This window comes from Pseudomonas sp. BIGb0381 (genome assembly GCF_024809815.1).
In the GTDB taxonomy this organism is placed as follows: Bacteria; Pseudomonadota; Gammaproteobacteria; order Pseudomonadales; family Pseudomonadaceae; genus Aquipseudomonas.
Genome location: NZ_JANUEN010000005.1, coordinates 320,383 through 341,833 on the forward strand (window position 1 = coordinate 320,383; position 21,451 = coordinate 341,833).

At 63.7% G+C, this 21,451-nt stretch carries 20 protein-coding genes; 15 read left to right on the forward strand and 5 right to left on the reverse strand.

Annotation, left to right across the window (positions count from 1 at the left end; genetic code table 11):
* Window positions 1–21 precede the first annotated feature (21 nt).
* On the forward strand, window positions 22–519 hold the full coding sequence (locus M2397_RS16740) for an Lrp/AsnC family transcriptional regulator (RefSeq protein ID WP_131698183.1): 498 nt from the start codon (window positions 22–24) through the stop codon (window positions 517–519).
* Window positions 520–591: 72 nt separating this feature from the next.
* Here the strand turns inward: M2397_RS16740 and M2397_RS16745 are convergent, their stop codons facing one another.
* The 4 genes from M2397_RS16745 to M2397_RS16760 form a co-directional block, all read right to left on the reverse strand.
* The gene (locus M2397_RS16745; RefSeq protein ID WP_259244085.1) at window positions 592–1,425 is read right to left on the reverse strand and encodes a TIGR03915 family putative DNA repair protein; all 834 of its coding nucleotides are present in this window, start codon (window positions 1,423–1,425) and stop codon (window positions 592–594) included.
* Window positions 1,422–2,642 carry a putative DNA modification/repair radical SAM protein gene (locus M2397_RS16750; protein ID WP_259244086.1) on the reverse strand — a complete coding sequence of 407 codons (1,221 nt, stop codon included), beginning with the start codon at window positions 2,640–2,642 and terminating at the stop codon, window positions 1,422–1,424. The genes M2397_RS16745 and M2397_RS16750 overlap by 4 nt, the downstream gene beginning before the upstream one ends.
* Before the next feature lie 66 nt (window positions 2,643–2,708).
* The gene (locus tag M2397_RS16755; protein WP_131698185.1) at window positions 2,709–4,046 is read right to left on the reverse strand and encodes a lysine N(6)-hydroxylase/L-ornithine N(5)-oxygenase family protein; all 1,338 of its coding nucleotides are present in this window, start codon (window positions 4,044–4,046) and stop codon (window positions 2,709–2,711) included.
* Between the two features lie 119 nt (window positions 4,047–4,165).
* Entirely contained in the window at window positions 4,166–4,648 is a 483-nt protein-coding gene (locus M2397_RS16760; RefSeq protein WP_131698186.1) for a sigma-70 family RNA polymerase sigma factor, read from the reverse strand.
* Between the two features lie 347 nt (window positions 4,649–4,995).
* Between M2397_RS16760 and M2397_RS16765 the strand changes: the two genes are divergently transcribed.
* The 14 genes from M2397_RS16765 to M2397_RS16830 all read left to right on the forward strand — a co-directional run bounded on the left by M2397_RS16765 (window position 4,996) and on the right by M2397_RS16830 (window position 20,702).
* The gene (locus M2397_RS16765) at window positions 4,996–6,165 is read left to right on the forward strand and encodes an efflux RND transporter periplasmic adaptor subunit (RefSeq protein ID WP_131698187.1); all 1,170 of its coding nucleotides are present in this window, start codon (window positions 4,996–4,998) and stop codon (window positions 6,163–6,165) included.
* Between the two features lies 1 nt (window position 6,166).
* On the forward strand, window positions 6,167–8,137 hold the full coding sequence (locus M2397_RS16770; protein ID WP_259244088.1) for a MacB family efflux pump subunit: 1,971 nt from the start codon (window positions 6,167–6,169) through the stop codon (window positions 8,135–8,137).
* The gene (locus M2397_RS16775) at window positions 8,130–9,542 is read left to right on the forward strand and encodes an efflux transporter outer membrane subunit (RefSeq protein ID WP_259244089.1); all 1,413 of its coding nucleotides are present in this window, start codon (window positions 8,130–8,132) and stop codon (window positions 9,540–9,542) included. Before M2397_RS16770 ends, M2397_RS16775 begins: the two co-directional genes overlap by 8 nt.
* Before the next feature lie 108 nt (window positions 9,543–9,650).
* Window positions 9,651–10,400, forward strand: a complete 750-nt coding sequence (locus M2397_RS16780) for an alpha/beta fold hydrolase (protein WP_131698190.1) — start codon at window positions 9,651–9,653, stop codon at window positions 10,398–10,400.
* A gap of 107 nt (window positions 10,401–10,507) precedes the next feature.
* Window positions 10,508–11,275 carry a FadR/GntR family transcriptional regulator gene (locus M2397_RS16785; RefSeq protein WP_259244090.1) on the forward strand — a complete coding sequence of 256 codons (768 nt, stop codon included), beginning with the start codon at window positions 10,508–10,510 and terminating at the stop codon, window positions 11,273–11,275.
* Window positions 11,276–11,409: 134 nt separating this feature from the next.
* On the forward strand, window positions 11,410–12,612 hold the full coding sequence (locus M2397_RS16790; RefSeq protein ID WP_259244091.1) for an ABC transporter substrate-binding protein: 1,203 nt from the start codon (window positions 11,410–11,412) through the stop codon (window positions 12,610–12,612).
* Between the two features lie 68 nt (window positions 12,613–12,680).
* Window positions 12,681–13,541, forward strand: coding sequence for a branched-chain amino acid ABC transporter permease (locus M2397_RS16795; protein WP_131698193.1), 861 nt, complete (start codon window positions 12,681–12,683; stop codon window positions 13,539–13,541).
* Between the two features lies 1 nt (window position 13,542).
* Window positions 13,543–14,553: a branched-chain amino acid ABC transporter permease gene (locus M2397_RS16800; protein WP_259244092.1), complete on the forward strand. Its 1,011-nt coding sequence runs from the start codon at window positions 13,543–13,545 to the stop codon at window positions 14,551–14,553.
* A complete protein-coding gene (locus M2397_RS16805) occupies window positions 14,550–15,299 on the forward strand; it encodes an ABC transporter ATP-binding protein (protein WP_184742945.1) in 750 nt (249 codons plus the stop codon). The genes M2397_RS16800 and M2397_RS16805 overlap by 4 nt, the downstream gene beginning before the upstream one ends.
* Window positions 15,299–15,994, forward strand: coding sequence for an ABC transporter ATP-binding protein (locus M2397_RS16810; protein WP_184742948.1), 696 nt, complete (start codon window positions 15,299–15,301; stop codon window positions 15,992–15,994). Before M2397_RS16805 ends, M2397_RS16810 begins: the two co-directional genes overlap by 1 nt.
* Before the next feature lie 13 nt (window positions 15,995–16,007).
* Window positions 16,008–17,276 carry a Zn-dependent hydrolase gene (locus M2397_RS16815; protein ID WP_259244093.1) on the forward strand — a complete coding sequence of 423 codons (1,269 nt, stop codon included), beginning with the start codon at window positions 16,008–16,010 and terminating at the stop codon, window positions 17,274–17,276.
* Window positions 17,273–18,679 carry an amidase gene (locus M2397_RS16820; protein ID WP_259244094.1) on the forward strand — a complete coding sequence of 469 codons (1,407 nt, stop codon included), beginning with the start codon at window positions 17,273–17,275 and terminating at the stop codon, window positions 18,677–18,679. The genes M2397_RS16815 and M2397_RS16820 overlap by 4 nt, the downstream gene beginning before the upstream one ends.
* A gap of 96 nt (window positions 18,680–18,775) precedes the next feature.
* On the forward strand, window positions 18,776–19,639 hold the full coding sequence (locus tag M2397_RS16825; RefSeq protein ID WP_259244095.1) for a LysR family transcriptional regulator: 864 nt from the start codon (window positions 18,776–18,778) through the stop codon (window positions 19,637–19,639).
* 58 nt (window positions 19,640–19,697) lie between these two features.
* Window positions 19,698–20,702, forward strand: coding sequence for a LacI family DNA-binding transcriptional regulator (locus M2397_RS16830; protein WP_145336209.1), 1,005 nt, complete (start codon window positions 19,698–19,700; stop codon window positions 20,700–20,702).
* Here the strand turns inward: M2397_RS16830 and M2397_RS16835 are convergent.
* On the reverse strand, window positions 20,699–21,424 hold the full coding sequence (locus M2397_RS16835; protein WP_131698201.1) for an SDR family oxidoreductase: 726 nt from the start codon (window positions 21,422–21,424) through the stop codon (window positions 20,699–20,701). The genes M2397_RS16830 and M2397_RS16835 overlap by 4 nt on opposite strands.
* Window positions 21,425–21,451: the final 27 nt, after the last annotated feature.

Below are 21,451 nucleotides of genomic sequence, written 5' to 3' on the forward strand. Positions count from 1 at the left end.
CAACCGTTTGAAGTGAACCCCATGGATACCAAGGCCAACGGACCCCACTCCGCCCCTGCGCTGGATCGCATCGACGAGGCGATCATCGAAGTGCTGCGCCATCAGGGGCGTATCACCTACGAAAAGCTCTCGTCACTGGTGCACCTCACCCCCAGGCCCTGCCTGGAGCGGGTGCGCAAGCTGGAGCGACGCGGGGTGATTCGTGGGTATGGGGCAATCATCGATGTGCAGATGGTCTCGCCAGGGCTATCGCTGCTGGTGCTGGTGGCCTTGTCCAACCAGAGCGGGCGCTCGGCGCAAAAGGCCTTCGAAGCGTGTATGAAGGCCTGCCCCCAGGTGTTCGAATGCCAGCTGATCAGCGGGCCGTTCGACTACAGCCTGCGCATGCGCTGCCGGGATATGGAGCACTACCGGGTGGTATCGGAGATCTGGCTGAACAACGATGAGTTGCACATCGATAAGTTGGTGGCGCATCCGGAGTTGGCGGTGGTGAAGAATACCGCCGTCGAACTGGCCTGAGCCCCACTCACCAAGCCAATGAGGATCGAATGTGGGAGCAAGTCGAATCGTCGCACCGCCCCTCCCACATTTTTAACCATGCCCGCTTAAGATTTTCTTACCTTGGCGCGCCCCCACCAGCTTCGCCTGCCCATCCTTCTGCTTCCCTGTACGCGCCTCGCTGATCAACCCCGGGATCAACTTGCCCTCCGGCAGATTCTTCCAGAACCGGCTCGGCAAGTGCCCTTCCATCACCTTGGGGTTCAACCGCGCCGGGTTGAAGATGTGACTGTAATAGGTCAACCACATCGCGCTGTGGGGGTCTTCGACTGTCTGCGCCAATTGCTGCCAGGCCTCGGGGCACTGGCGTTGATGAATCAACTGTTCGCCGTCGTAATACACCCCGTCCAACGGCGTGGCGATCATCCAGCGATGACGGCCCATACGCCCGACAAAATGCTGGCTGGCGCTTTTGAGAATGTCGTGGGCCGGCTCATGCCAAGCCACGTACTCCGGCAACTCCGGCCCCGCCTCGGCCGGCAAGGCGATAAAGCGCACAAACGCATGCAGGTGATGGGCCTCGCGACTCACCTGCTTGATGCGCCGCTGCAACTCACTGCCGAGCTTATCCCCCGCCAGCATCGCGGTGCGGTCGCCATGGCTGACGCGCCACAACACCTCATACAACAGACTCCAACGCTGATCACCTTGGTAGCAGGCGGCCGACTCCAGCAATTCCAGCAGCGCCTTGGGAATTCGCGCCTGGAACGGCCCCAAGCCTTCGGGGATCGGCTCATCGGTGGCAAACAGGTCCGCCGCCTGCACCTCGCCCCAGCTCACCTGGCTCGGGTCGACCTGATGGCTGAGCAGCCAGCGCGCCTGTTCGCGCCAGGTGCTGAAAAGGTTGTCGCATTCCAGGCTGATCATCCCCACAACCCCATCTGCTGCGGCTGCGGGCGGTCACGCAGTTGTTCGCGCAGCAGCACGCTGGTGCTGTCGGCCTGTTGCGGGTGGTAGTCACTGGTGATGAAAAACGGCTTGGCCTTGGCTAGCACGCAACGCATGCGTGCCAGGTCTTCAAAGCGGATCTTGCGTTCGCGGCGCAGGTCCACCAGGCGCTGGGTGGTGCGCAGGCCGATCCCTGGGATGCGGGCGATCAAGGTCGGCTCGGCGCGGTTCAGGTCCAGGGGGAACACCTCGCGGTGTTCCAGGGCCCAGGCCAGCTTGGGATCAATGTCCAGGGCCAGGTGGCCAGGGCCTTCAAAGAGTTCGTTGGCGCTGAAGCCGTAGCTGCGCAGCAGGAAGTCGGCCTGGTACAAGCGATGCTCGCGCATCAACGGCGGCGCGGCCAGGGGTACGCTTTTCGGGCTGTTGGGGATGGGGCTGAAGGCCGAGTAGTACACGCGGCGCAGCTTGTAGTTGCCATACAGCGCCTCGGCACTGTGGAGGATGGTGCTGTCGTCGGTCTCGTCGGCGCCGACGATCATCTGGGTGCTCTGACCCGCCGGGGCGAAACGCGGCGCGCGGGGTTCGTTCAGGACCGTCTGCTCGCCGGTATAGATGGTCTGCATGGCCTGCTTGATCGAGACGATCTGTTTTTCCGGCGCCAGGGTTTGCAGGCTGGCATCGGTGGGCAGTTCGATATTCACGCTGAGGCGGTCGGCGTAGCGCCCGGCCTCGGCAATCAGCGCCGGGTCGGCTTCGGGGATGGTCTTGAGGTGGATGTAACCGCGAAAGTCATGCTCTTCGCGCAGCAGTTTGGCCACCCGCACCAACTGCTCCATGGTGTAGTCGGCCGAACGAATGATGCCCGAGCTGAGGAACAGCCCGCTGACGCAGTTGCGCTTGTAGAAATCCAGGGTCAGGGTGACCACCTCCTCCGGGCTGAAGCGTGCACGGGGCACGTCGCTGGAGCGGCGGTTGACGCAGTATTGGCAGTCGTAGAGGCAAAAGTTGGTGAGCAGCACCTTGAGCAAAGATACGCAGCGACCGTCCGGCGTGTAGCTGTGGCAGATGCCCATGCCATCGGTTGAGCCCAGCCCCGCCTTGCCTTCCGAACTGCGCTTGGGCGCGCCACTGCTGGCGCAGGAGGCGTCGTACTTGGCGGCGTCGGCGAGGATGCTGAGTTTTTCGATCAACTGCATGGAAGGCTACCGATACTGGTTTTTTGTACAGTATCAGCCAGCCCCCCGTGTCACAAGTGCAGCTTGTCAGCTGGCGGTGGCGAGGAGCAGATCCTGCACCGAACGCGCCTTGCCGCGGCTACGGTCGTTTTCAAACAGCGACGCCGCAATCTCATCCGCGCGAATCGGCAGTACCGACAGCAGCGTATCGCTCAAGCCATGGCTGGCCTGGCTGAAGCCCTGGATGTAGATGCCGGCCTTGCAGCGCTCATCGGTGACGATGCGGTAGTCGCGCGCCACTTCAAAATCACCCAGATACTCCTCCAGCGGCGCCAGCAGTGCGCGATGCGTCTCGCGCTCGTAGCCGGTGGCAAGGATCACCGCGTCGTAATGGTTGACGCTGGTTTCGCCGTTGGCGTTGTTGCGCAGGGCCAGTTCGATGCCCAGGGGGCCGGGGGTGACCTTCTCGACCACGGTCATGGTGCGGAAGGCCTGGCGGGCGATGCCGGAGACTTTCTGGCGGTAGAAAATCCCGTAGATGCGCTCAATCAGGTCGAGGTCGACCACCGAATAGTTGGTGTTCTGGTACTCGGCGACCAGGCGCTCGCGCTCGGCACCGACTTGCTGGAACACCAGGTCGGTAAAGGCCGGCGAGAACACTTCGTTGACGAACGGGCTGTCATCGGCCGGCTTGAGTGCCGAACCGCGCAGGATCATGTCGACCTGCACCGAGGGGAAGCTGTCGTTCAGGTCGATAAAGGCTTCGGCCGCACTCTGGCCACCGCCGATGATTGCGACGCGCATCGCCTTGCCGTCCACGCAAGGCTGGGTGGCCATGCGCTCCAGGTACTGGGAATGGTGGAACACCCGGCTGTCGCCCTTGAGGGCCTTGAACGCTTCGGGAATACGCGGTGTGCCGCCGGCGCTGACCACCACCGAACGGGTGGTACGCACATGCTGCTCGCCCAGCGCATCGCGGGAAATCACGCGCAGCGCCTCCACCTGCTGCTGGTGCAGGATCGGCTCGATGGCCAGCACTTCCTCGCCGTAGCGGGCCTGGGCCTGGAACTGCCCGGCAACCCAGCGCAGGTAGTCGTTGTACTCCATGCGGCACGGGTAGAAGGTGCCCAGGTTGATGAAGTCCACCAGGCGGTCATGGGCTTTCAGGTAATTGACGAAGGAGTACGGGCTGGTGGGGTTGCGCAGGGTCACCAGGTCCTTGAGGAACGAAATCTGCAATTCGCTCTGGGTCACCAGGGTATTGCCGTGCCAGCGATAGTCGGCCTGTTTGTCGAGAAACAGCACGTCCAGTTTGCCCTGCGCCTTTTCGCGCTCCTGCAGGGCGATGGCCAGCGCCAGGTTCGAAGGGCCAAAACCGATACCGATCAGGTCGTGAACCGCGGGCGAAGCAATTGCCTGTGTCATTCCAGTGTCCTCTGGATAAGCCCCTTGGCGGTGGGGCGGGAATACCTTCGAGACCTGCACAACAGGTCATGTGTTGATAGGAAACGAGGACAATGAAATAAAATTTACCTGATCAGTGATCAGTGCGCGTCCCACTCGCGTATCCGCACCCGGCAGTGCTTCATGGCATTGACAATGTGTTTTTCCACCAGGGTGCGGGAAATACCCAGGCGCTCGGCGATTTGCAGGTGGCTCAGGCCCTCGAGTTTGCGCAGCAGGAAGCTGTCGCGACAGGCCGCCGGCAGCTCGGCCAGGGCGCGTTCGAGCATAGCCAGGCGTTGGCCGTAGTCGTGGGTGGCGTGGGGCGAACCGGCGGCGAAGCGCTCCTCGCTGTCGAGTACATCCAGGGGTTCGACCTGGCGCAAGGCGTTACGCCGGTGTCCATCGATCACCAGGTTCAGCGCGGTGCGATACAAAAACGCACGCGGCTGTTCGATGGGCGTCTCGCTGGAACGTTCCAGCACCCGGACATAAGCGTCATGCACCACATCCTCGGCCACCTGGCGGTTGCCCAGCTTGGCGTTGAGGAAGCACACCAGCTCGCGATAGTAGTTTTCCAACATGACTCCTGGCCCCCGGGCGGCGGCATTTGGTCCTGCAGGAGCGAGCTTGCTCGCGAAGTACCTCAACGATAACGCGGGAAACCAGAGTGAACGCGGCGTCCCTGAGCTCTTCGCGAGCAAGCTCGCTCCTACAACAAATACAGGCCATTCAGTAATGGCAGTTTGGGTAGGTGCAATTTATAGTAATTCTCATCTACTTTTAAACAAGACTTGCATCTACAGGCCGATTTTTTTCTGCACACGACCTGTAACCGCTTATGTATCAGCCTAAATCTTTGGGCAATTCTCTCGTTTAACTGTCAGCTCTGCGCAACTGCGCTCCGAACTTTCCTGGCTGGAACCTAAGCATGAAACGCCCTCGCCCTGCCCGACGCGCCTTGCTAGCTATTGCGTGCCTGATTCCCATCATCGCCGTCGCCGCCTGGCAGGTATTGCCGACGGGGGGTGAGACCCTGACCACCGTTACCGTCACCCGCGGCAATATCGAAAACAGCGTCACGGCCCTGGGCACCCTGCAACCGCGCCGGTATGTCGACGTGGGCGCCCAGGCGTCCGGACAGATTCGCAAGATCCACGTCGAAGCCGGCGACCAGGTCCAGGAAGGCCAATTGCTGGTGGAGATCGACCCCTCGACGCAAAAAGCCAAGCTCGACGCCAGCCGCTATGCCATCGAAAACCTCAAGGCGCAGCTGCAGGAGCAGAAAGCCCAGCACGCACTGGCGCGCCAGAAGTACCAGCGCCAACAGCGCCTGGCCGCCGGCAACGCCACCCGCGAGGAGGATGTGCAAACCGCCAAGGCCGAATTGAGCGCCACCCAGGCCCGAGTCGATATGTTCCAGGCGCAGATTCTCCAGGCCCAGGCCAGCCTGCGCAGCGATGAAGCGGAGCTGGGCTATACGCGCATCTACGCACCGATGACCGGCACCGTGGTGGCGGTGGATGCGCGGGTCGGCCAGACCCTTAACGCCCAGCAGCAGACCCCGCTGATCCTGCGGATCGCCAAGTTGTCGCCGATGACCGTGTGGGCGGAAGTCTCGGAAGCCGACATCGGCCACGTCAAACCCGGCATGACCGCCTATTTCACCACCCTCAGCGGCGGCAACCGGCGCTGGTCCAGTACCGTGCGGCAGATCCTGCCGATCCCGCCCAAGCCGCTGAATGAAACCCAGGGCAGCGGCAGCCCCAACAGTTCCAGCAAGAGCGGCAGCGGGCGCGTGGTGCTGTACACCGTGCTGCTGGACGTGGACAACAGCGACAACGCGCTGATGGCCGAAATGACCACCCAGGTATTCTTCGTCGCCAGCCAGGTCAAGGATGTCCTCACCGCACCGGTGGCCGCGCTGCTGGGCACCTCAAGTGCCGACAAACAGATCGCCCGCGTGGTCGCCACCAACGGCCGCATCGAAGAACGTGAAGTGCACCTGGGCATCAGCGATCGCCTGCGGGTCGAAGTGCTCGACGGCCTGCACGAAGGCGATCACCTGCTGATCGGCCCGGCCGACGGCAACGGGGGTTGAGGTGACCACACCCCTGATCGAACTCAAGAACATCCGCAAATCCTACGGCGGTGGCGACAGCCCGCAGGTTGACGTGTTGCGCGGCATCGACCTGTCGATCCATGCCGGGGAATTCGTCGCCATCGTCGGCGCTTCCGGTTCCGGCAAGTCCACGCTGATGAATATCCTCGGTTGCCTCGACCGCCCAAGCACAGGCGAGTACCTGTTCGCGGGGGAAAACGTCGCCCACCTGGACAGCGACGAACTGGCTTGGCTGCGCCGCGAGGCGTTCGGCTTTGTGTTCCAGGGCTACCACCTGATCCCCTCGGGCTCGGCCCAGGAGAACGTCGAGATGCCGGCGATCTATGCCGGCATCAGCGCTACCGAGCGCCATGCCCGCGCCCACGCCCTGCTCACCCGCCTGGGCCTGGCCGAGCGCACCGGCAACCGACCGCACCAGTTGTCCGGCGGTCAGCAACAGCGCGTCTCGATTGCCCGCGCGCTGATGAACGGCGGCCACATCATCCTGGCGGATGAACCCACCGGCGCCCTCGACAGCCACAGCGGCGCCGAGGTGATGACCCTGCTCGATGAACTCGCGAGCCAGGGCCATGTGGTGATCCTGATCACCCACGACCGTGAAGTGGCGGCGCGGGCCAACCGCATTATCGAGATTCGCGATGGCCTGATCATCAGTGACTCGGCCGATGACGGTGCCGCGCCCCCACCGACCACCGGCGGCGCGTTGCAAGCCGTGGACCTGCGCCAGCGCTTGGCCGACGGCACCGAACACAACGGTGCCTGGAGGGCCGAACTGGTGGACGCCGTCCAGGCTGCATGGCGGGTGATGTGGATCAACCGCTTCCGCACCGCACTGACCCTGCTGGGGATCATCATCGGCGTGGCCTCGGTGGTGGTGATGCTGGCGGTCGGGGAAGGCAGCAAGCGCCAGGTCATGGCGCAGATGGGAGCGTTCGGCTCCAACATTATCTACCTCAGTGGATCATCGCCCAACCCGCGCACGCCGCTGGGTATCGTGACCCTCGACGACGTCCACGCACTGGCGGCATTACCCCAGGTCCAGCGCATCATGCCGGTCAACGGCAGTGAGGCCGGGGTGCGCTTCGGCAACGTCGACTACATGGCCTATGTGGGTGGCAACGACACCAACTTCCCGGTGATTTTCAATTGGCCGGTGGTTGAGGGCAGTTACTTCACCGCGGCCGACGAGCGCGCCGCCGCCACCGTGGCCGTGATCGGTCACCGTGTGCGTGAAAAGCTGTTCAAGGGTGAGGTCGACCCCATCGGCCAATACATCCTGATTGAGAACGTCCCGTTCCAGGTGATCGGCGTGCTGGCGGAAAAAGGCGCCAGCTCCGGCAACAAGGACAGTGATGACCGTATCGCCATCCCCTACACCGCCGCCAGCGTGCGCCTGTTCGGCAGCTACAACCCCGAATACGTGGTGATTGCCGCCGCCGATGCGCGCAAGGTCCGCGAGGCCGAGGTGGCCATCGACCAGTTGATGCAAAAGCTGCACAACGGCAAGCGCGACTACGAGCTGACCAACAACGCGGCGATGATCCAGGCCGAGGCGCGCACCCAGAACACCCTCTCGCTGATGCTCGGCTCGATTGCCGCGATTTCCCTGCTGGTAGGCGGCATTGGCGTGATGAACATCATGCTGATGACCGTGCGCGAACGCACCCGCGAGATCGGCATCCGCATGGCCACCGGCGCGCGCCAGCGCGACATCCTGCGCCAGTTCCTGACCGAGGCGGTGATGCTGTCGGTGGTCGGCGGCCTGTGTGGCATTGCCCTGGCCCTGCTGGTGGGCGGCGTGCTGGTGCTGGCCCAGGTGGCGGTGCAATTTTCCCTGGTGGCGGTGCTTGGCGCATTCGGTTGCGCATTGGTCACCGGCGTCGTATTCGGCTTCATGCCGGCCCGTAAAGCTGCCCGGCTCGATCCGGTTAAGGCGTTGACCAGTGAATAAACGATCCATCCCCGCGCACCTGCCCGCACTCGGCCTATGCCTGCTGCTCACGGCCTGCGCCGGTGACCCGCCCGCCGTGGACAGCGGTATCGCGCCGCCGGCCGCCTGGCAGTTCGCCGAGCGCGACGCCGCCCAGGCCACCAACCAGCGCTGGTGGACGCAGTTCGGCAGCCCGCGGTTGAACCGCCTGGTCGACCAGGCCCGGCGTGACAGCTTCGACGTGGCCGCCGCCATGGCACGCGTGCGCCAGGCCCAGGCCAGTGCGGTGATTGCCGGGGCGCCACTGTTGCCCGAGGTGAAGTTCAACCTCGCCACCAGCCACCAGAAACTGTTGCACGGCCCGGGCGGACCGGACCTGGACGCCTCGCAAAGCGATGACTCCGTCGACAATTTCGGTATCAACCTTACCGCCAGTTATGAGGTGGACTTCTGGGGCGGCCGCGCGGCTGCCCGTGACAGCGCCCTGCACAGCCTGCGCGCCAGCGAGTTCGACCAGGCCACCGTGGAGCTGACCCTGCTCAGCAACGTGGCCGACCGCTACGCGCAAACCCTGGCCGCGCGCCAACACCAGCAGATCGCCGAATTGAACCTGGCCAATGCACGTAACGTGCTCGACCTGGTGCAGACCCGTTACGACGCAGGCTCCGCCACGGCCCTGGAACTGGCCCAGCAGAAAAGCCTGGTCGCCAGCCAGCAACGCCAGCTGCCGTTGGTTCAACAACTGGCCGAAGAATCCCAGATCACCCTTGCTGCCCTCCTCGGCCAGCCGGTTCAGGCCCTGGACCTGGGCGCCGAACCTTTCCAGGACCTGACCTGGCCAACCATCGGTGCCGGCATGCCCAGCCAGCTGCTCAGCCGCCGGCCGGACATCGCCAAGGCCGAGGCCCAACTGGCGGCAGCCCAGGCGGACGTCACCGTGGCCCGCGCCGCCATGCTGCCGGCCCTGACCCTCGGCGCCACACTCGGCTCCGACGCCTACAAGGCCCTGGACGTCCTGCGCAGCCCCTACTACACACTGACGGCCGGCCTGGTCGGGCCGATCTTCAACAACGGCCGTTTAAGCGCCGAGCGCGACAAGGCGCGCGCCCGCCAGGATGAGCTGTTGCAAACCTACCGAGGCGCGATCATCAATGGCTTTGCCGATGTGGAAAAAGCCCTCAGCAGCATCACGCGCCTGGACCAGCAGCGCCAATGGCAAACGGAAGAATTGCAACAGGCCCAAACCGCCTTCCAGATCGCCGAAAGCCGCTACCAGGCGGGGGCCGAAGACTTGCTCACGGTGCTGGAAACCCAGCGCACCCTGTATGCCGCCCAGGACTTGAACGTGCAATTGCGACTGTCGCGCCTGCAGGCCAGCATCGCGCTGTACAAGGCATTGGGCGGCGGTTGGAAAACCAAAATCTGATAAACAAAACTCCAATTTCGTACACGAGTCGTCTACCGCCCCTACATTCTTCGCCCCAGGTTCCTTGGTAAAAAATGCCGCTATCACACGGCTGCCAGGGACCACTGGATGAATGTTGCAAAATACCTCGCGTGCGGCTGTTTCTGGTTGATGGCAAACCTTGGCCAGGCAGAGCCACTGATCAAACCCACCGCCATTGATTGGCTGCTCGACTGCCCCCTTCCCGCCGCCGAACGGCTGGACCCCGAGGTGCTGTCGCGCACCCAGTGTGGCATCGTGACCGTACCGCGCAATTACGCGGCGCCGCGTCAAGGCAGCATCCGTCTCTACCTGACCCGTGTGGGCGCCCGCGAGCCGTTGAACCGCGCCGGCCTGGTCTTCGCCCAGGCCGGCAACGCCTCGAGAAGCAACACCGGCGGCACCTTCGCCATTAAGTTGGCCAGCCGCTGGAGCGACTACTCCACTCAGGCTTACCGCAGGCTGCTCAATTACTATGACGTCATCGAACTCAGCCCCCGCGACCTCAAGCACGACAAAAGCGTCGAACAGGCCGCACGGGACATGGAGTTCGTACGTGCCCAACTGGGCGATGCGCAACTGCTTTACCTGGGCAATGCTGACGCCTCGCGGCTGGGCAACCGCTACGGGACGCTGTATCCGGAACGCGTCGCGCGCATGGTGCTGGTCAATGCCCCATACGGAGAAAAGGCCGCACCCCTGGTCGAACAGCTGCACCTCAAGGAGGCGGCTCAGACGGGGACCAGCGGCTGCGTCAACCAGTGGGTCGGCGACTTCCTGGCCTATGGCAAGCAACCACCCCCTTCTACGCGCTGCCTGGATTCGGGTAATTGGGAGTAGGGCGTCATTTACGACCTGTTGCCGCCGAAAACGACACCCTGCGTTGACGCTCCGTCTCAATCGTTATTAAGTGCTATTTATCCGCATTAATACGATAAATCGACCCTATGCTGACTCGCCCGCTACGCCGCAAACGCCAGAAGCTGTCCGACGTGATTGTCGAGTCGGTCAAGCGCTCCATCGTCACCGACGCCTTGAAGCCCGGCGACCGCCTGCCCACCGAGCGTGAGCTGATGGAAAGCTTCCAGTGCTCCAAGGGCTCGGCCCGTGAAGCGCTCAAGGCCCTGGAGGTCGAGGGGCTGGTGAATACCCGCACCGGCCCCAGCGGCGGCGCCTACCTGAACCAGGCCGGCACTGAACCCGCCAGCCGTGCGCTGCGTAACTACCTGCACTTCCAGCACCTGGATGGCGAGCAGGTGTACCAATTGCGCAAGGTCATCGAAGTGGAACTGGCGGTGTCGGTGCTCGGGCGCCTGAGTGAAGACGACTACCAGGCCCTGCAGGACAACGTGGATTTCTGCAGCGCTCCCGAAGACAGCGAAGCCGGCCAGCGCGAGCAACGCCTGGCGGAACTGGAGTTTCATAACCTGCTGGCCAAGGCCTGCCCCAACCCGTTGCTGAGCTTTATGGCGCAGTTTCTCAACGATCTGCTGCGCGACCTGGTGGTGCTGAAAAAAGCCTACAAGCCCAAGCGCAAGCAGTTCGACGCCGCCAACCTCGACTATCACAAGCAACTGCTGAGCGCCTTTCGCGCCGGGGATGAAGGCGCGGTACGCAGCCTGATGCATGAACATATGTGCGACGCCGAACACCATATGACCGCGCTGGAAGGCCAGGTCAGCCCGCACTTTCTACTGGAGTTCGATCACTCTTAAGAACGCCCCCTCCCACAGTTGACTGCATCACAACCCGCACACTGCGTTACCCCAATAACAGGCCTGCCCACAGGCCCTGCTCCACCGTATCGCCATTGCTACTCCTGCCAATAACTAAACCAGGGAGTCACCCCATGCAGCGTCGTACGTTATTAAAAGCCAGTCTTACTGCGGCCGCCGCCCTCAGCCTTCCGCTGAGCGTACGGTCCGCATTCGCCGCCGAGCCCTTTACCTTTTACGGCCTCAAGTCCATGTCCGGCGCCTTTGCCAGCTATGGCAAGTTTGCCGACATGGGTTCGCGCCTGGCGGTGGCACAACACACCGAGCTCCTGGGCCGCCCATTGAACTACAAGGTCATCGACACCGAGGGCAACGCCGGCAAAGCCGTACGCAAGGTACAGGAGGCAATCCAGCAGGACGGCGCGCGGTTCTTCCAAGGCTGCACGCTGTCGTCGTCGGCGCTGGCGGTGGCCAAGGAAGTCGACAAGGTCGGCGGTGTATTCATGACCCCGGTCGGGGCCGATGAAGTCACCGGCAAAGACTGCAACCCCGCCACGTTCCGCTGGTCGGTACCTACCTACGGCGCCATCCGCGAAACCATGGTGCCGCTGATCAAGCTGCTGCCGGACGCCAAGCGCTGGTACACCATCACGCCACAATATGTGTTCGGCGAAGCGCTGCTCGAAGGCGCCAGAAACGTGCTCAAGGAACACGGCCTGGAACACGTCGGCAACAGCTACCACTCGCTGCAGGAACAGGAATTCTCCGGCTACCTCACCAATGCCATTTCCACCAAGCCGGATGTGCTGGTGTTGCTCAACTTTGGCAGCCAATCGTCCAACACCCTGCGCCAGGCGGTGAACTTCGGCATCAAGGAACGCATGAAAGTGCTGTTGGTGTGGTCCGCCGGACTCGACCAGTTCCAAGAACTGGGCAGCGACATCCTCGAAGGCGTGTACCTCGGCGCGCAGTACTGGCATCAGGTCGACACCCCGCTCAACCGCGAGCTGGTCAAGCTGACCCAGGCCAAGTACGGCATCAACCCCACCTACCCGTTGGCGGCCGACTACATCAGCACCAAAGTCATGCTCGACACCATCATCGCTACCGGCAGCTTCGACGGGCCGACCGTGGCCAAGGCCATGCAGGGCCTGAGTTTCGAAGGCCCCACCGGCAAAGAGTCGATTCGCGCCGGCGACCACCAGGTGATCAAGGACTACTACCTGCTGGTCGGCAAGGCCGCCGGCGACATGGCCGACAAGGATGACCTGGCCAAGGTGCTCAACGCCGGCCAGTCATTCCCGCCGGTGGAAGCCACGGGCTGTACGCTCGCCTGATCCGCTAAAACTTCACCGGTTGTACACGGCAGGGCCGCCCCGGCGGCCACCTGTTCGAGGGTTTCTGCATGCTTAATCTTTACCTGTTCCAGATACTCAACGGCCTTGGATTGGGGATGATCTACTTCCTGATCGCGGTCGGGCTGACGATCATTTTCGGCCTGCTCAACTTCGTCAACTTCGCCCACGGCGCGTTCTTCCTGCTGGGCGCCTACATCTGCTACACCGCCGTGAGCCTCACCGGCAGCTTCTGGCTGGCGCTGCTGATTGCGCCGCTGGTGGTGGCCGCGTTGGCCTGGGTGATCGAGCGTGTATTGATCCAGCGGATCTATCACTTGCCGCACATGTTCCAGATCCTGGTCACGCTGGGCATCGCGCTGATCATCCAGGAAGCCAGCGTGATGATCTGGGGCCCGGTGGGCAAAAGCGTCGCCGTGCCGGAACTGCTGCGCGGCGTGCTGGTGGTGGGTGATTTCGTCTACCCCTACTACCGCCTGTTCCTGATTGTGTTTTCCGGGTTGGTTGGCCTGGGCCTGTGGCTGCTGCTGGAGCGCACGCGCTTTGGCGCCCTGGTGCGCGCCGGCAGTGAAAGCACCGAGACCGTGTCGCTGCTCGGCACGAACATCTTCCGCCTGTTCTCCATGACCTTCGCCCTCGGCGTCGGCCTGGCCGGCATGGCCGGTGTGCTGTTCGCGCCGTTGCGCGGCGCCCAGCCGTTCGTGGGCCCGGAGATTCTCGGCATCGCCTTCGTGGTGGTGGTGATCGGCGGCATGGGCTCGTTCAGCGGTGCACTGGTCGGCGGTTTACTGGTGGGCGTGGTGCAAAGCCTGATGACCACACTCTGGCCCCAAGGCGCGAGCCTGATGATCTACGGCGCCATGGCCGTGGTGATTCTGGTACGTCCTTACGGCCTGTTTGGGAGAGCCTGACATGAGCGAGAGAAATCCCCTGCCGTTTGCCAAAACGCAATCGCGCGCCATGTTGCTGTGGGTAGTGGCGGTGCTGATCGGCCTGCCCTTGATATTGCCCTCGGCGACCCTGGCCACCGAGATCCTGATCTTTGCCATGGCGGCCCTGGCCTGCAACCTGCTGCTGGGCTACACCGGGCTGTTGTCGTTTGGCCAAGGCATCTTCTTTGGTGCCGGCGCCTACTGCGCGGCGCTGCTGATGATCCACCTGCAACTGGGCCTGTTCACCGCGCTGCTGGGTGCCGCCATCGCTGGTGGCTTCCTGGCCTTGCTGGTGGGTGCCCTGGCAATCCGACGCACCGGCATCTACTTCGTGATGCTCACGTTGGCATTCAGCCAGATGGCCTACTTTGTCGCCTACACCCTCAGCGACTGGACCGGCGGCGACAACGGCCTGCTCAGCGTGCCGCGCCCCGAGATTCGCCTCGGTGACACCGTGCTGCTGTCCCTGGCCGACGCCCGTGCGTTCTATGGCTTTGTCGCGGTGCTGTTCCTGCTGATCTTCGTTGGCGCACGCCGGGTGATCGCCTCGCCGTTCGGCAGCACGCTGATGGCCATCCGCGAAAACGAAACCCGTGCCTCGGCCATCGGCTACGACACGCGGCACTTCAAGATCCTGGTGTTCGTGCTGTCCGGCGCAGTCACCGGGATTGCCGGGGCGCTGTACGCCATGCTGCTGCACTTTGTACCGCTGTCGAATATCGACCTGGCGATGTCCGAGAACATCCTGATCATGACCATTATCGGCGGCACCGGCTCACTGTTCGGCTCGTTGCTGGGCGCCGGTTCCATCGTACTGCTGGGGGATTTTCTCTCCGACCTGTGGCCGCGCTGGCTGATGTTGCTGGGGGTGATTTTGATCCTGGTGGTGATCTTCATGCGCGGCGGTTTGTGGGGCGGCCTGGCCGCGTTGTTCGAGCGCGTGCGCGGCAGCCGCAAGGCAGCCGTCGTCGCCAAGGAGGAAGGGCTATGAGCATCCTGCTGGAAACCCAAGACCTGGAACTGGCCTATGGCGCGTTCCGGGCAGTGAACGGCGTGAACCTCAAGGTCGAAGCCGGCACCATCCACACCATCATCGGCCCCAACGGCGCAGGCAAGACCAGCCTGTTCCACTGCCTGACCGGTGAACGCCAGGCCACGGCCGGGGCGATTCATTTCGACGGCAGGAACCTGATGCGCAAGCCGGCCCACGGCCGCGTCGGCCTGGGCATGGCGCGCTCGTTCCAGCTCACCAGCCTGTTCCAGAACCTCAGCGTGCGCGAGAACCTGCGCCTCGCTGCCCAAGGCCGCGACGGTGCACGTGCGCTGAATTTCTGGCGCCGCGTGGACAGCAAGCGCGAACATCTGGAGATGGCCGACCAGGTGCTCGAACGCCTGCAACTTACCGCCCGTGCCGAGACCCTGGCCGGCGAGTTGTCCCACGGCCAGCAACGGGTGCTGGAGGTGGGCATGTCGATCTGCTCCAAGCCGAAACTGTTGATGCTCGACGAGCCCACCTCGGGCATGGGCATCGATGACATCCCGATCATGACCCAACTGATCAGCGACCTCGGCCGCGACCACACGGTGCTGTTGATCGAACACAACATGAGCATCGTCATGTCCATCAGCCAACGCATCACGGTGATGAGCCACGGGCAGATCCTGGTGGAAGGCACGCCGGAGTTCGTGCGTGCCGATGAACGCGTGCGCAGTGCTTACCTTGGGGAGGCCGCCTGATGCTGATCGTCGAGAATATCCATTCCTACTACGACAAGAGCCACGTGCTTGAAGGCGTGTCGCTGAGCGTCAACCCCGGCGAACTGGTGACCCTGCTCGGGCGCAACGGTGCCGGCAAGACCACCACCCTGCGCAGCATCCTTGGGATTATTTGTCCGCGCCAAGGGCAGATCCATTTCAACGGCCAGGCGCTGGTGGGTCGGAAGATTTTTGAGATCGCCCGCCAGGGCCTGGCGCTGGTGCCGGAGAATCGCGGGATCTTCCGCCTGCTGAGCGTCGAGGAAAACCTGCGCATCGCCGTCCGCAAGACCAGCCGCTGGCAGCTCGAAGACGTGTACGGCATGTTCCCGCGCCTCAAGGAGCGGCGCAAGAACGCCGGCCATGCGCTCTCCGGCGGCGAGCAACAGATGCTCGCCATCGCCCGCGCCCTGCTCAATGATCCGAAGCTGCTGATCCTCGACGAACCCACCGAAGGCCTGGCCCCGGTGATCGTCGACGAGCTGGTGAAGATCCTGCGCAAGGTCAAGGACGACGGCCTGCCGGTGCTGCTGGTGGAACAGAACCTGATGGTCTGCGACAAGCTCGCCGACCGCCATTACGTCCTCGAACAGGGCCGCGTGGTCTACGAGGGCAGCGCCGCCGCCTTCCGCGCCGACCCGACGATCAAGAACCGCTACCTGGCGCTGAGCGCCTGACGGGAGATTGCAGATGAACAGTTTTGCGCAACCGCTCCAGAGCAACGCCCCGTTGATCAACCGCGACCGCCTGTGGCAATCGCTGATGGACCTGGCGCAACTGGGCGCCACGGTCAAGGGCGGCGTGTGCCGCCTGGCCCTCACCGACCTGGACCGCCAGGCCCGTGACCTGTTTGTACAGTGGTGCGAAGCCGCCGGGTGCAGCGTCAGTGTCGACGCTATCGGCAATATTTTCGCCCGTCGCCCTGGGCGCAACCCGGCCCTGCCGCCGGTGATGACCGGCAGCCATATCGACACCCAGCCCACCGGTGGCAAGTTCGATGGTTGCTACGGTGTGATGGCCGGGCTGGAAGTGATACGGACGCTCAATGACTTGAAGATCGAGACCGAAGCGCCGCTCGAAGTGGTGGTGTGGACCAACGAAGAAGGCTCGCGTTTCCCGCCGTGCATGATGGGCTCCGGGGTATTTGCCGGTAAGTTCGACTTGCAGGATACCCTCGACAAACGCGACGACCAGGGCCTGTCGGTGGGCGCTGAATTGCAGCGCATCGGCTATGCCGGTTCGCGCACGGTGTTGGGCCACCCGGTCGGCGCGTATTTCGAAGCGCATATCGAACAAGGCCCGGTGCTGGAAGACCAGGCCACCACCATTGGCGTGGTGATGGGTTGCCTGGGCCAGAAGTGGTTCGACCTGACCCTCACCGGCGTGGAAGCCCACGCCGGCCCGACGCCCATGCACCTGCGCAAGGACGCCCTGGTCGGCGCCGCCGAGGTGGTCAGCGCGGTCAACCGCATCGCTCATCAGCAACAACCTCACGCCTGCGGCACCGTCGGCTGCCTGAGCCTGCACCCGGGCTCGCGCAATGTGATTCCCGGCCAGGTGCACATGACCATCGACCTGCGCCACCTGCATGCCGATAAGCTGCAAGCCATGGTCGATGAAGTGTGCGACGTGATCGAAACCACAGCCGCCCGGCACGGGTTGATCTTCGAACTGACGCCCACCGCCGATTTCCCACCGCTGGATTTCAACCCGGCCTGCGTCACTGCCGTGCGCGAGGGTGCCCAGGCCTTGGGTTTGAGCCATATGGACATCGTCAGCGGCGCCGGGCATGACGCGATTTTCGTCGCCGAACTGGGCCCGGCCGGGATGATCTTTGTGCCGTGCGAAGGCGGCATCAGCCACAACGAAATCGAGAACGCCGCGCCGGATGACCTGGCGGCCGGTTGCGCGGTATTGCTGCGCGCCATGGTCAATGCGGCGCAGGGAGACAGGGCATGAGTGAGATGGGCCAACTGACAGCGGTGCAACTGCTGGAGCATTTCCGTAACAAGACCTTATCGCCGGTGGACGTCGCCGAAGATGCGCTGCTGCGTATCGAGCGCTACAACCCGGTGGTCAACGCCTACTGCCATGTGGACCCCGAGGGTGCGCTGCGCGCCGCGCGGGCGTCGGAGCAACGCTGGTTGAAAGGGGAGCCCTGCGGTGCCCTGGATGGCGTGCCCGCATCGATCAAAGACCTGACGCTGACGATCGGCATGCCCACCCGCAAGGGCTCACGCACCTCGTCGGCCGAGGGGCCGTGGGACGTCGACGCGCCCTTCCCGGCCTTTATGCGCAAGGCCGGCGCGGTGCTGCTGGGCAAGACCACCACCCCGGAGTTCGGCTGGAAAGGCGTCACCGACAACCCGCTGTACGGCATCACGCGCAACCCGTGGGACACCCGCACCACCGCGGGCGGCTCATCCGGCGGTGCGGGCGCGGCAGCCGCGTTGAACCTGGGTGTGCTGCACCAGGGCAGCGATGCCGGCGGCTCGATCCGCATCCCCTGCGCGTTTACCGGCACCTTCGGGATCAAGCCGACGTTCGGCTACGTGCCGCAATGGCCGGCCAGTTCGATGACCATCCTCTCGCACCTGGGGCCGATGACCCGCACCGTGGAAGACAGCGTGTTGATGCTGCAAGCCGTCGCACAACCGGATGCGCGGGATGGCCTGATCGGTGCGCCGAGGACCACCCCATGGCTCACGCCGCAGACGGATTTGAAAGGCCTGCGCGTGGCCTACAGCCCAACGTTTGGCTACGTGGATGTCGACCCGCAGGTGGCCAGGGTAGTCGCCCAGGCAGTCGAAGGCCTGGTGCAGTTGGGTGCCCATGTCGAGCAGATCGACCCTGGTTTCAGCGACCCGCTGGAGGTGTTCAGCATCTTGTGGGCGGCGGGCGCGGCACGCCTGGCCGGATCCATGAGCGACGCGCAGAAACAGCTGCTGGACCCTGGGCTGCTGCGCATTGCCCAGCGTGGCGAGCGGTTGAGCCTGGATGACTTCAACGCGGCCCTCGAAGCCCGCGCTGCACTGGTGGCACGGATGGCGGCGTTCCACGAACACTACGATGTGCTGGTGTCGCCGATGATGCCGATCACCGCGTTCGAGGCCGGGCACAACGTACCGCCCGGTTCCGGGATGCAGGAATGGACCGAGTGGACGCCGTTCACCTACCCCTTCAATCTCACCCAGCAGCCGGCAGCGTCGGTGCCGTGCGGCTTGGCGGCGAATGGTTTGCCGGTGGGGTTGCATGTGGTGGGCGCGCGGTTTGCCGATGAGCACGTGTTGCGAGTGTGCCGGGTGTACGCCAAGGCGTTTCCGACCCGGCACTTACAGAGACCGATCACCCCAACACCGTAGATCCAAATGTGGGGAGGAGCTTGCCCCTTCCCACATTTTCTGACCGCATTCCAATCCCCTGCCTCTACAATGTCCGCATTCATCCCCGGGGGCTTCATGGACATCGAACTGGCACGCACCTTCCTGGAAATTTCCCGCTGCGGCAGCCTGGCCGCCGCCGCCGAGAAATTGCACCTCACCCAGACCGCCATCACCGCACGCGTCAAAAACCTGGAAAACCAGCTGGGCTGTACGCTGTTCGTGCGCAACCGCGCTGGTGCGCGCCTGACCGCCGATGGCGAGGCATTTGTGGCGTACGCCAACCAGTTGCTGCAAACCTGGGAAGCCGCGCGCCGCGACCTGCCGTTGCCCGATGGTTATCGCAATGTGCTGCATATCGGCGGTGAAGTCAGCCTGTGCAACCCGCTGATGCTCGGTTGGGCCCGGGCCCTGCGCGAACAGATTCCCGGGCATGCCCTGCGTACCGAAGTGCGTGAAGGTGAATACCTGCTGCGGCAACTGGAGCTCGGCGTACTCGATGCGGCGCTGGTGTTCCAGCCGCAGTACTGGCCGGGGTTGCAGGTGGAGCAGGTGCTGGAAGAAAAGCTGATCCTGGTGCAGTTGGTGAGCAAACCAGACCCGTACGTCTACATCGACTGGGGCCCGGGTTTCCGCCAGCAGCACGACGCCGCCCTGCCCGACAGGGCTCGCGCTGCGGTGAGTTTCAACCTCGGGCCGCTGGCGTTGCAGTACATCCTCGAACAGGGCGGTGCGGGCTATTTCCGCACACGCGTGGTGCAAAGCTACCTGGACAGCGGCGTGATGCAGCGCGTGCCCAAGGCCCCTGAGTTCAGTTTCCCGACGTTCCTGGTGTACTCACGGGCGCGGGATTCGGCGGTGTTGCAACAGGCGCTGGGGCTGCTGCGTGAGGTGGTCAAGGCCGAGAGTGACTGGTCGCAGCGCTGGGACCCGCTGATTTGAATCACCGTATGTCGCCGCGCATGCTAGCCTGCGGGTGTGTCCTCTCGCAGCCTTACCGATGAACAAGAAAAAGTCCGTCACCATCAGCGACATCGCCAAACGCGTCGGCATGACCACCATCACCGTGTCCCGGGCGTTGAGCAAACCTGACCTGGTCAAACCGGCCACCCTGGCGCGCATTCTCGACGTAGCGCGCGAACTCGACTACGTGCCCAACGCCTTCGCCCGCGGGCTCAAGCGCAGTGAAAGCCTGATCATCGGCGTGATCACCGCGTCAGTGGACAACCCGTTCTACAGCGAGATGATCAAGGCGATTTCCCGCGAGGCCAAACAGCACGGCTACACCATCATGCTGGTGGACACCGATGAGCTGGAGGAGTTGGAAAGCAAGGCGGTCGATACCCTGCTGGGCTACCGCGTGGCGGGGATCATCCTGTCGCCGGTCTCCGACGAGCCGAGCTACCAACCCGATTACCTGGAGCGCCTGGGCAACGGCAAGACCCCGGTGGTACTGCTCGATCGCACGATCCACGACAGCCCGTTCAGCCGCGTGGTGCTCGACAACTACCACAGCGGCATCCAGGCTGCACATTACCTGCTGCGCCAAACGCCCGATCTCAAGCGCCTGCTGGTACTGACCGGCCCCGAGCATTCGCGTATCACCGTCGAACGCCTCAAGGGCCTGCGTGAGGTACTGGCCGAACACCCGCAGGTGCAAGTGCAGGTGCAAGCCGGCGACTACACGCTGATGCCCTCTTACCTGCACACCCTCGACTACCTCGCCGAACACTCGGCGCCGGATGCGATCATGGGTTTCAACCAGTTGATCACCCTGGGTGCCCTGCGCGCCCTGCGCATGCACAACATCCCCCATGACAGCCTGACCATCTGCGGCATCGACCGCCTGCCCTTCGCCGATATCTTCGGCGTACCGATTGCGTGCGTGGCCCACGACGCCTCGCTGGCCGGCAGCAGCGCGGTACGGCTGCTGCTCGACCGCCTGGAAGACCCGCACAAACCACGGGACAAGGTGGTGATCGCCGGCAAGCTGGAGAACGGCTAGCGGCTGGTGTAGCCACCGTCGATCGGCAGACTCACGCCGCTGATCATGCTGGCAGCATCGCTGAGCAGGAACAGCACGGGTAACGCCACTTCCACGGTCTCGGCAAAGCGTCCCAGGGGGATTGCCGCCAATGCAGGATCACGCCTGGCCGGGTCGGACCAGGCCATGGTGGCCATCGGCGTGAGCGTCACCGTGGGGTTGACGCTGTTCACGCGAATGCCAAAGCGGCCCCATTCGGCGCACTGCACACGGGTGATCGAATCCAGTGCGGCCTTGGAGGCGCAGTAGCTGAGGTGGTCGTCCAGCGCGACCAACGAGGCTTGGCTGGAGATGTTGACAATGCTGCCGGCGATGTTCGCTTCGATCATTTTGGCCGCCACACGACTGGCCACCTGGGCGGCGGCGCGGGCGTTGACCTGCATGACCTGATCAAAGGCTTCTGCACTGATGGAGGCGGCGGGCTCCAGGCGCGAGATGCCCGCGCAGTTAACCAGGCCGTGCAACGGCGGCAAGTTTTGCAGGGCGTTGTCGAGGGCGGCGCTGTCGGCGATGTCCAGGCACAGGGTGTGGCAGCCCAGTTGCGACAGGGCATTGGCGTCGCGGCCGAGGGCAAAAACTTCGGCACCGCTGGCGATCAGTTGCCGGGCAATTTCGCGGCCGATGCCACTGCTGGCGCCAGTGACGAGAATGCGTTGGTGGGTGAAGTTGAAGACTGCGTTCATGATCACTATTCCCTAGGCGATAAAGAT

What these genes read in the sequence shown, in the direction of transcription:
- M2397_RS16755 (WP_131698185.1), bottom strand. Translation starts at nt 4,046, where the DNA reads ATGACACAGGCAATTGCTTCGCCCGCGGTTCACGACCTGATCGGTATC.
- M2397_RS16830 (WP_145336209.1), top strand. Translation starts at nt 19,698, where the DNA reads ATGAACAAGAAAAAGTCCGTCACCATCAGCGACATCGCCAAACGCGTC.
- M2397_RS16780 (WP_131698190.1), top strand. Translation starts at nt 9,651, where the DNA reads ATGAATGTTGCAAAATACCTCGCGTGCGGCTGTTTCTGGTTGATGGCA.
- M2397_RS16805 (WP_184742945.1), top strand. Translation starts at nt 14,550, where the DNA reads ATGAGCATCCTGCTGGAAACCCAAGACCTGGAACTGGCCTATGGCGCG.
- M2397_RS16745 (WP_259244085.1), bottom strand. Translation starts at nt 1,425, where the DNA reads ATGATCAGCCTGGAATGCGACAACCTTTTCAGCACCTGGCGCGAACAG.
- M2397_RS16835 (WP_131698201.1), bottom strand. Translation starts at nt 21,424, where the DNA reads ATGAACGCAGTCTTCAACTTCACCCACCAACGCATTCTCGTCACTGGC.
- M2397_RS16760 (WP_131698186.1), bottom strand. Translation starts at nt 4,648, where the DNA reads ATGTTGGAAAACTACTATCGCGAGCTGGTGTGCTTCCTCAACGCCAAG.
- M2397_RS16785 (WP_259244090.1), top strand. Translation starts at nt 10,508, where the DNA reads ATGCTGACTCGCCCGCTACGCCGCAAACGCCAGAAGCTGTCCGACGTG.
- M2397_RS16810 (WP_184742948.1), top strand. Translation starts at nt 15,299, where the DNA reads ATGCTGATCGTCGAGAATATCCATTCCTACTACGACAAGAGCCACGTG.
- M2397_RS16795 (WP_131698193.1), top strand. Translation starts at nt 12,681, where the DNA reads ATGCTTAATCTTTACCTGTTCCAGATACTCAACGGCCTTGGATTGGGG.
- M2397_RS16800 (WP_259244092.1), top strand. Translation starts at nt 13,543, where the DNA reads ATGAGCGAGAGAAATCCCCTGCCGTTTGCCAAAACGCAATCGCGCGCC.
- M2397_RS16740 (WP_131698183.1), top strand. Translation starts at nt 22, where the DNA reads ATGGATACCAAGGCCAACGGACCCCACTCCGCCCCTGCGCTGGATCGC.
- M2397_RS16765 (WP_131698187.1), top strand. Translation starts at nt 4,996, where the DNA reads ATGAAACGCCCTCGCCCTGCCCGACGCGCCTTGCTAGCTATTGCGTGC.
- M2397_RS16825 (WP_259244095.1), top strand. Translation starts at nt 18,776, where the DNA reads ATGGACATCGAACTGGCACGCACCTTCCTGGAAATTTCCCGCTGCGGC.
- M2397_RS16820 (WP_259244094.1), top strand. Translation starts at nt 17,273, where the DNA reads ATGAGTGAGATGGGCCAACTGACAGCGGTGCAACTGCTGGAGCATTTC.
- M2397_RS16750 (WP_259244086.1), bottom strand. Translation starts at nt 2,642, where the DNA reads ATGCAGTTGATCGAAAAACTCAGCATCCTCGCCGACGCCGCCAAGTAC.
- M2397_RS16815 (WP_259244093.1), top strand. Translation starts at nt 16,008, where the DNA reads ATGAACAGTTTTGCGCAACCGCTCCAGAGCAACGCCCCGTTGATCAAC.
- M2397_RS16790 (WP_259244091.1), top strand. Translation starts at nt 11,410, where the DNA reads ATGCAGCGTCGTACGTTATTAAAAGCCAGTCTTACTGCGGCCGCCGCC.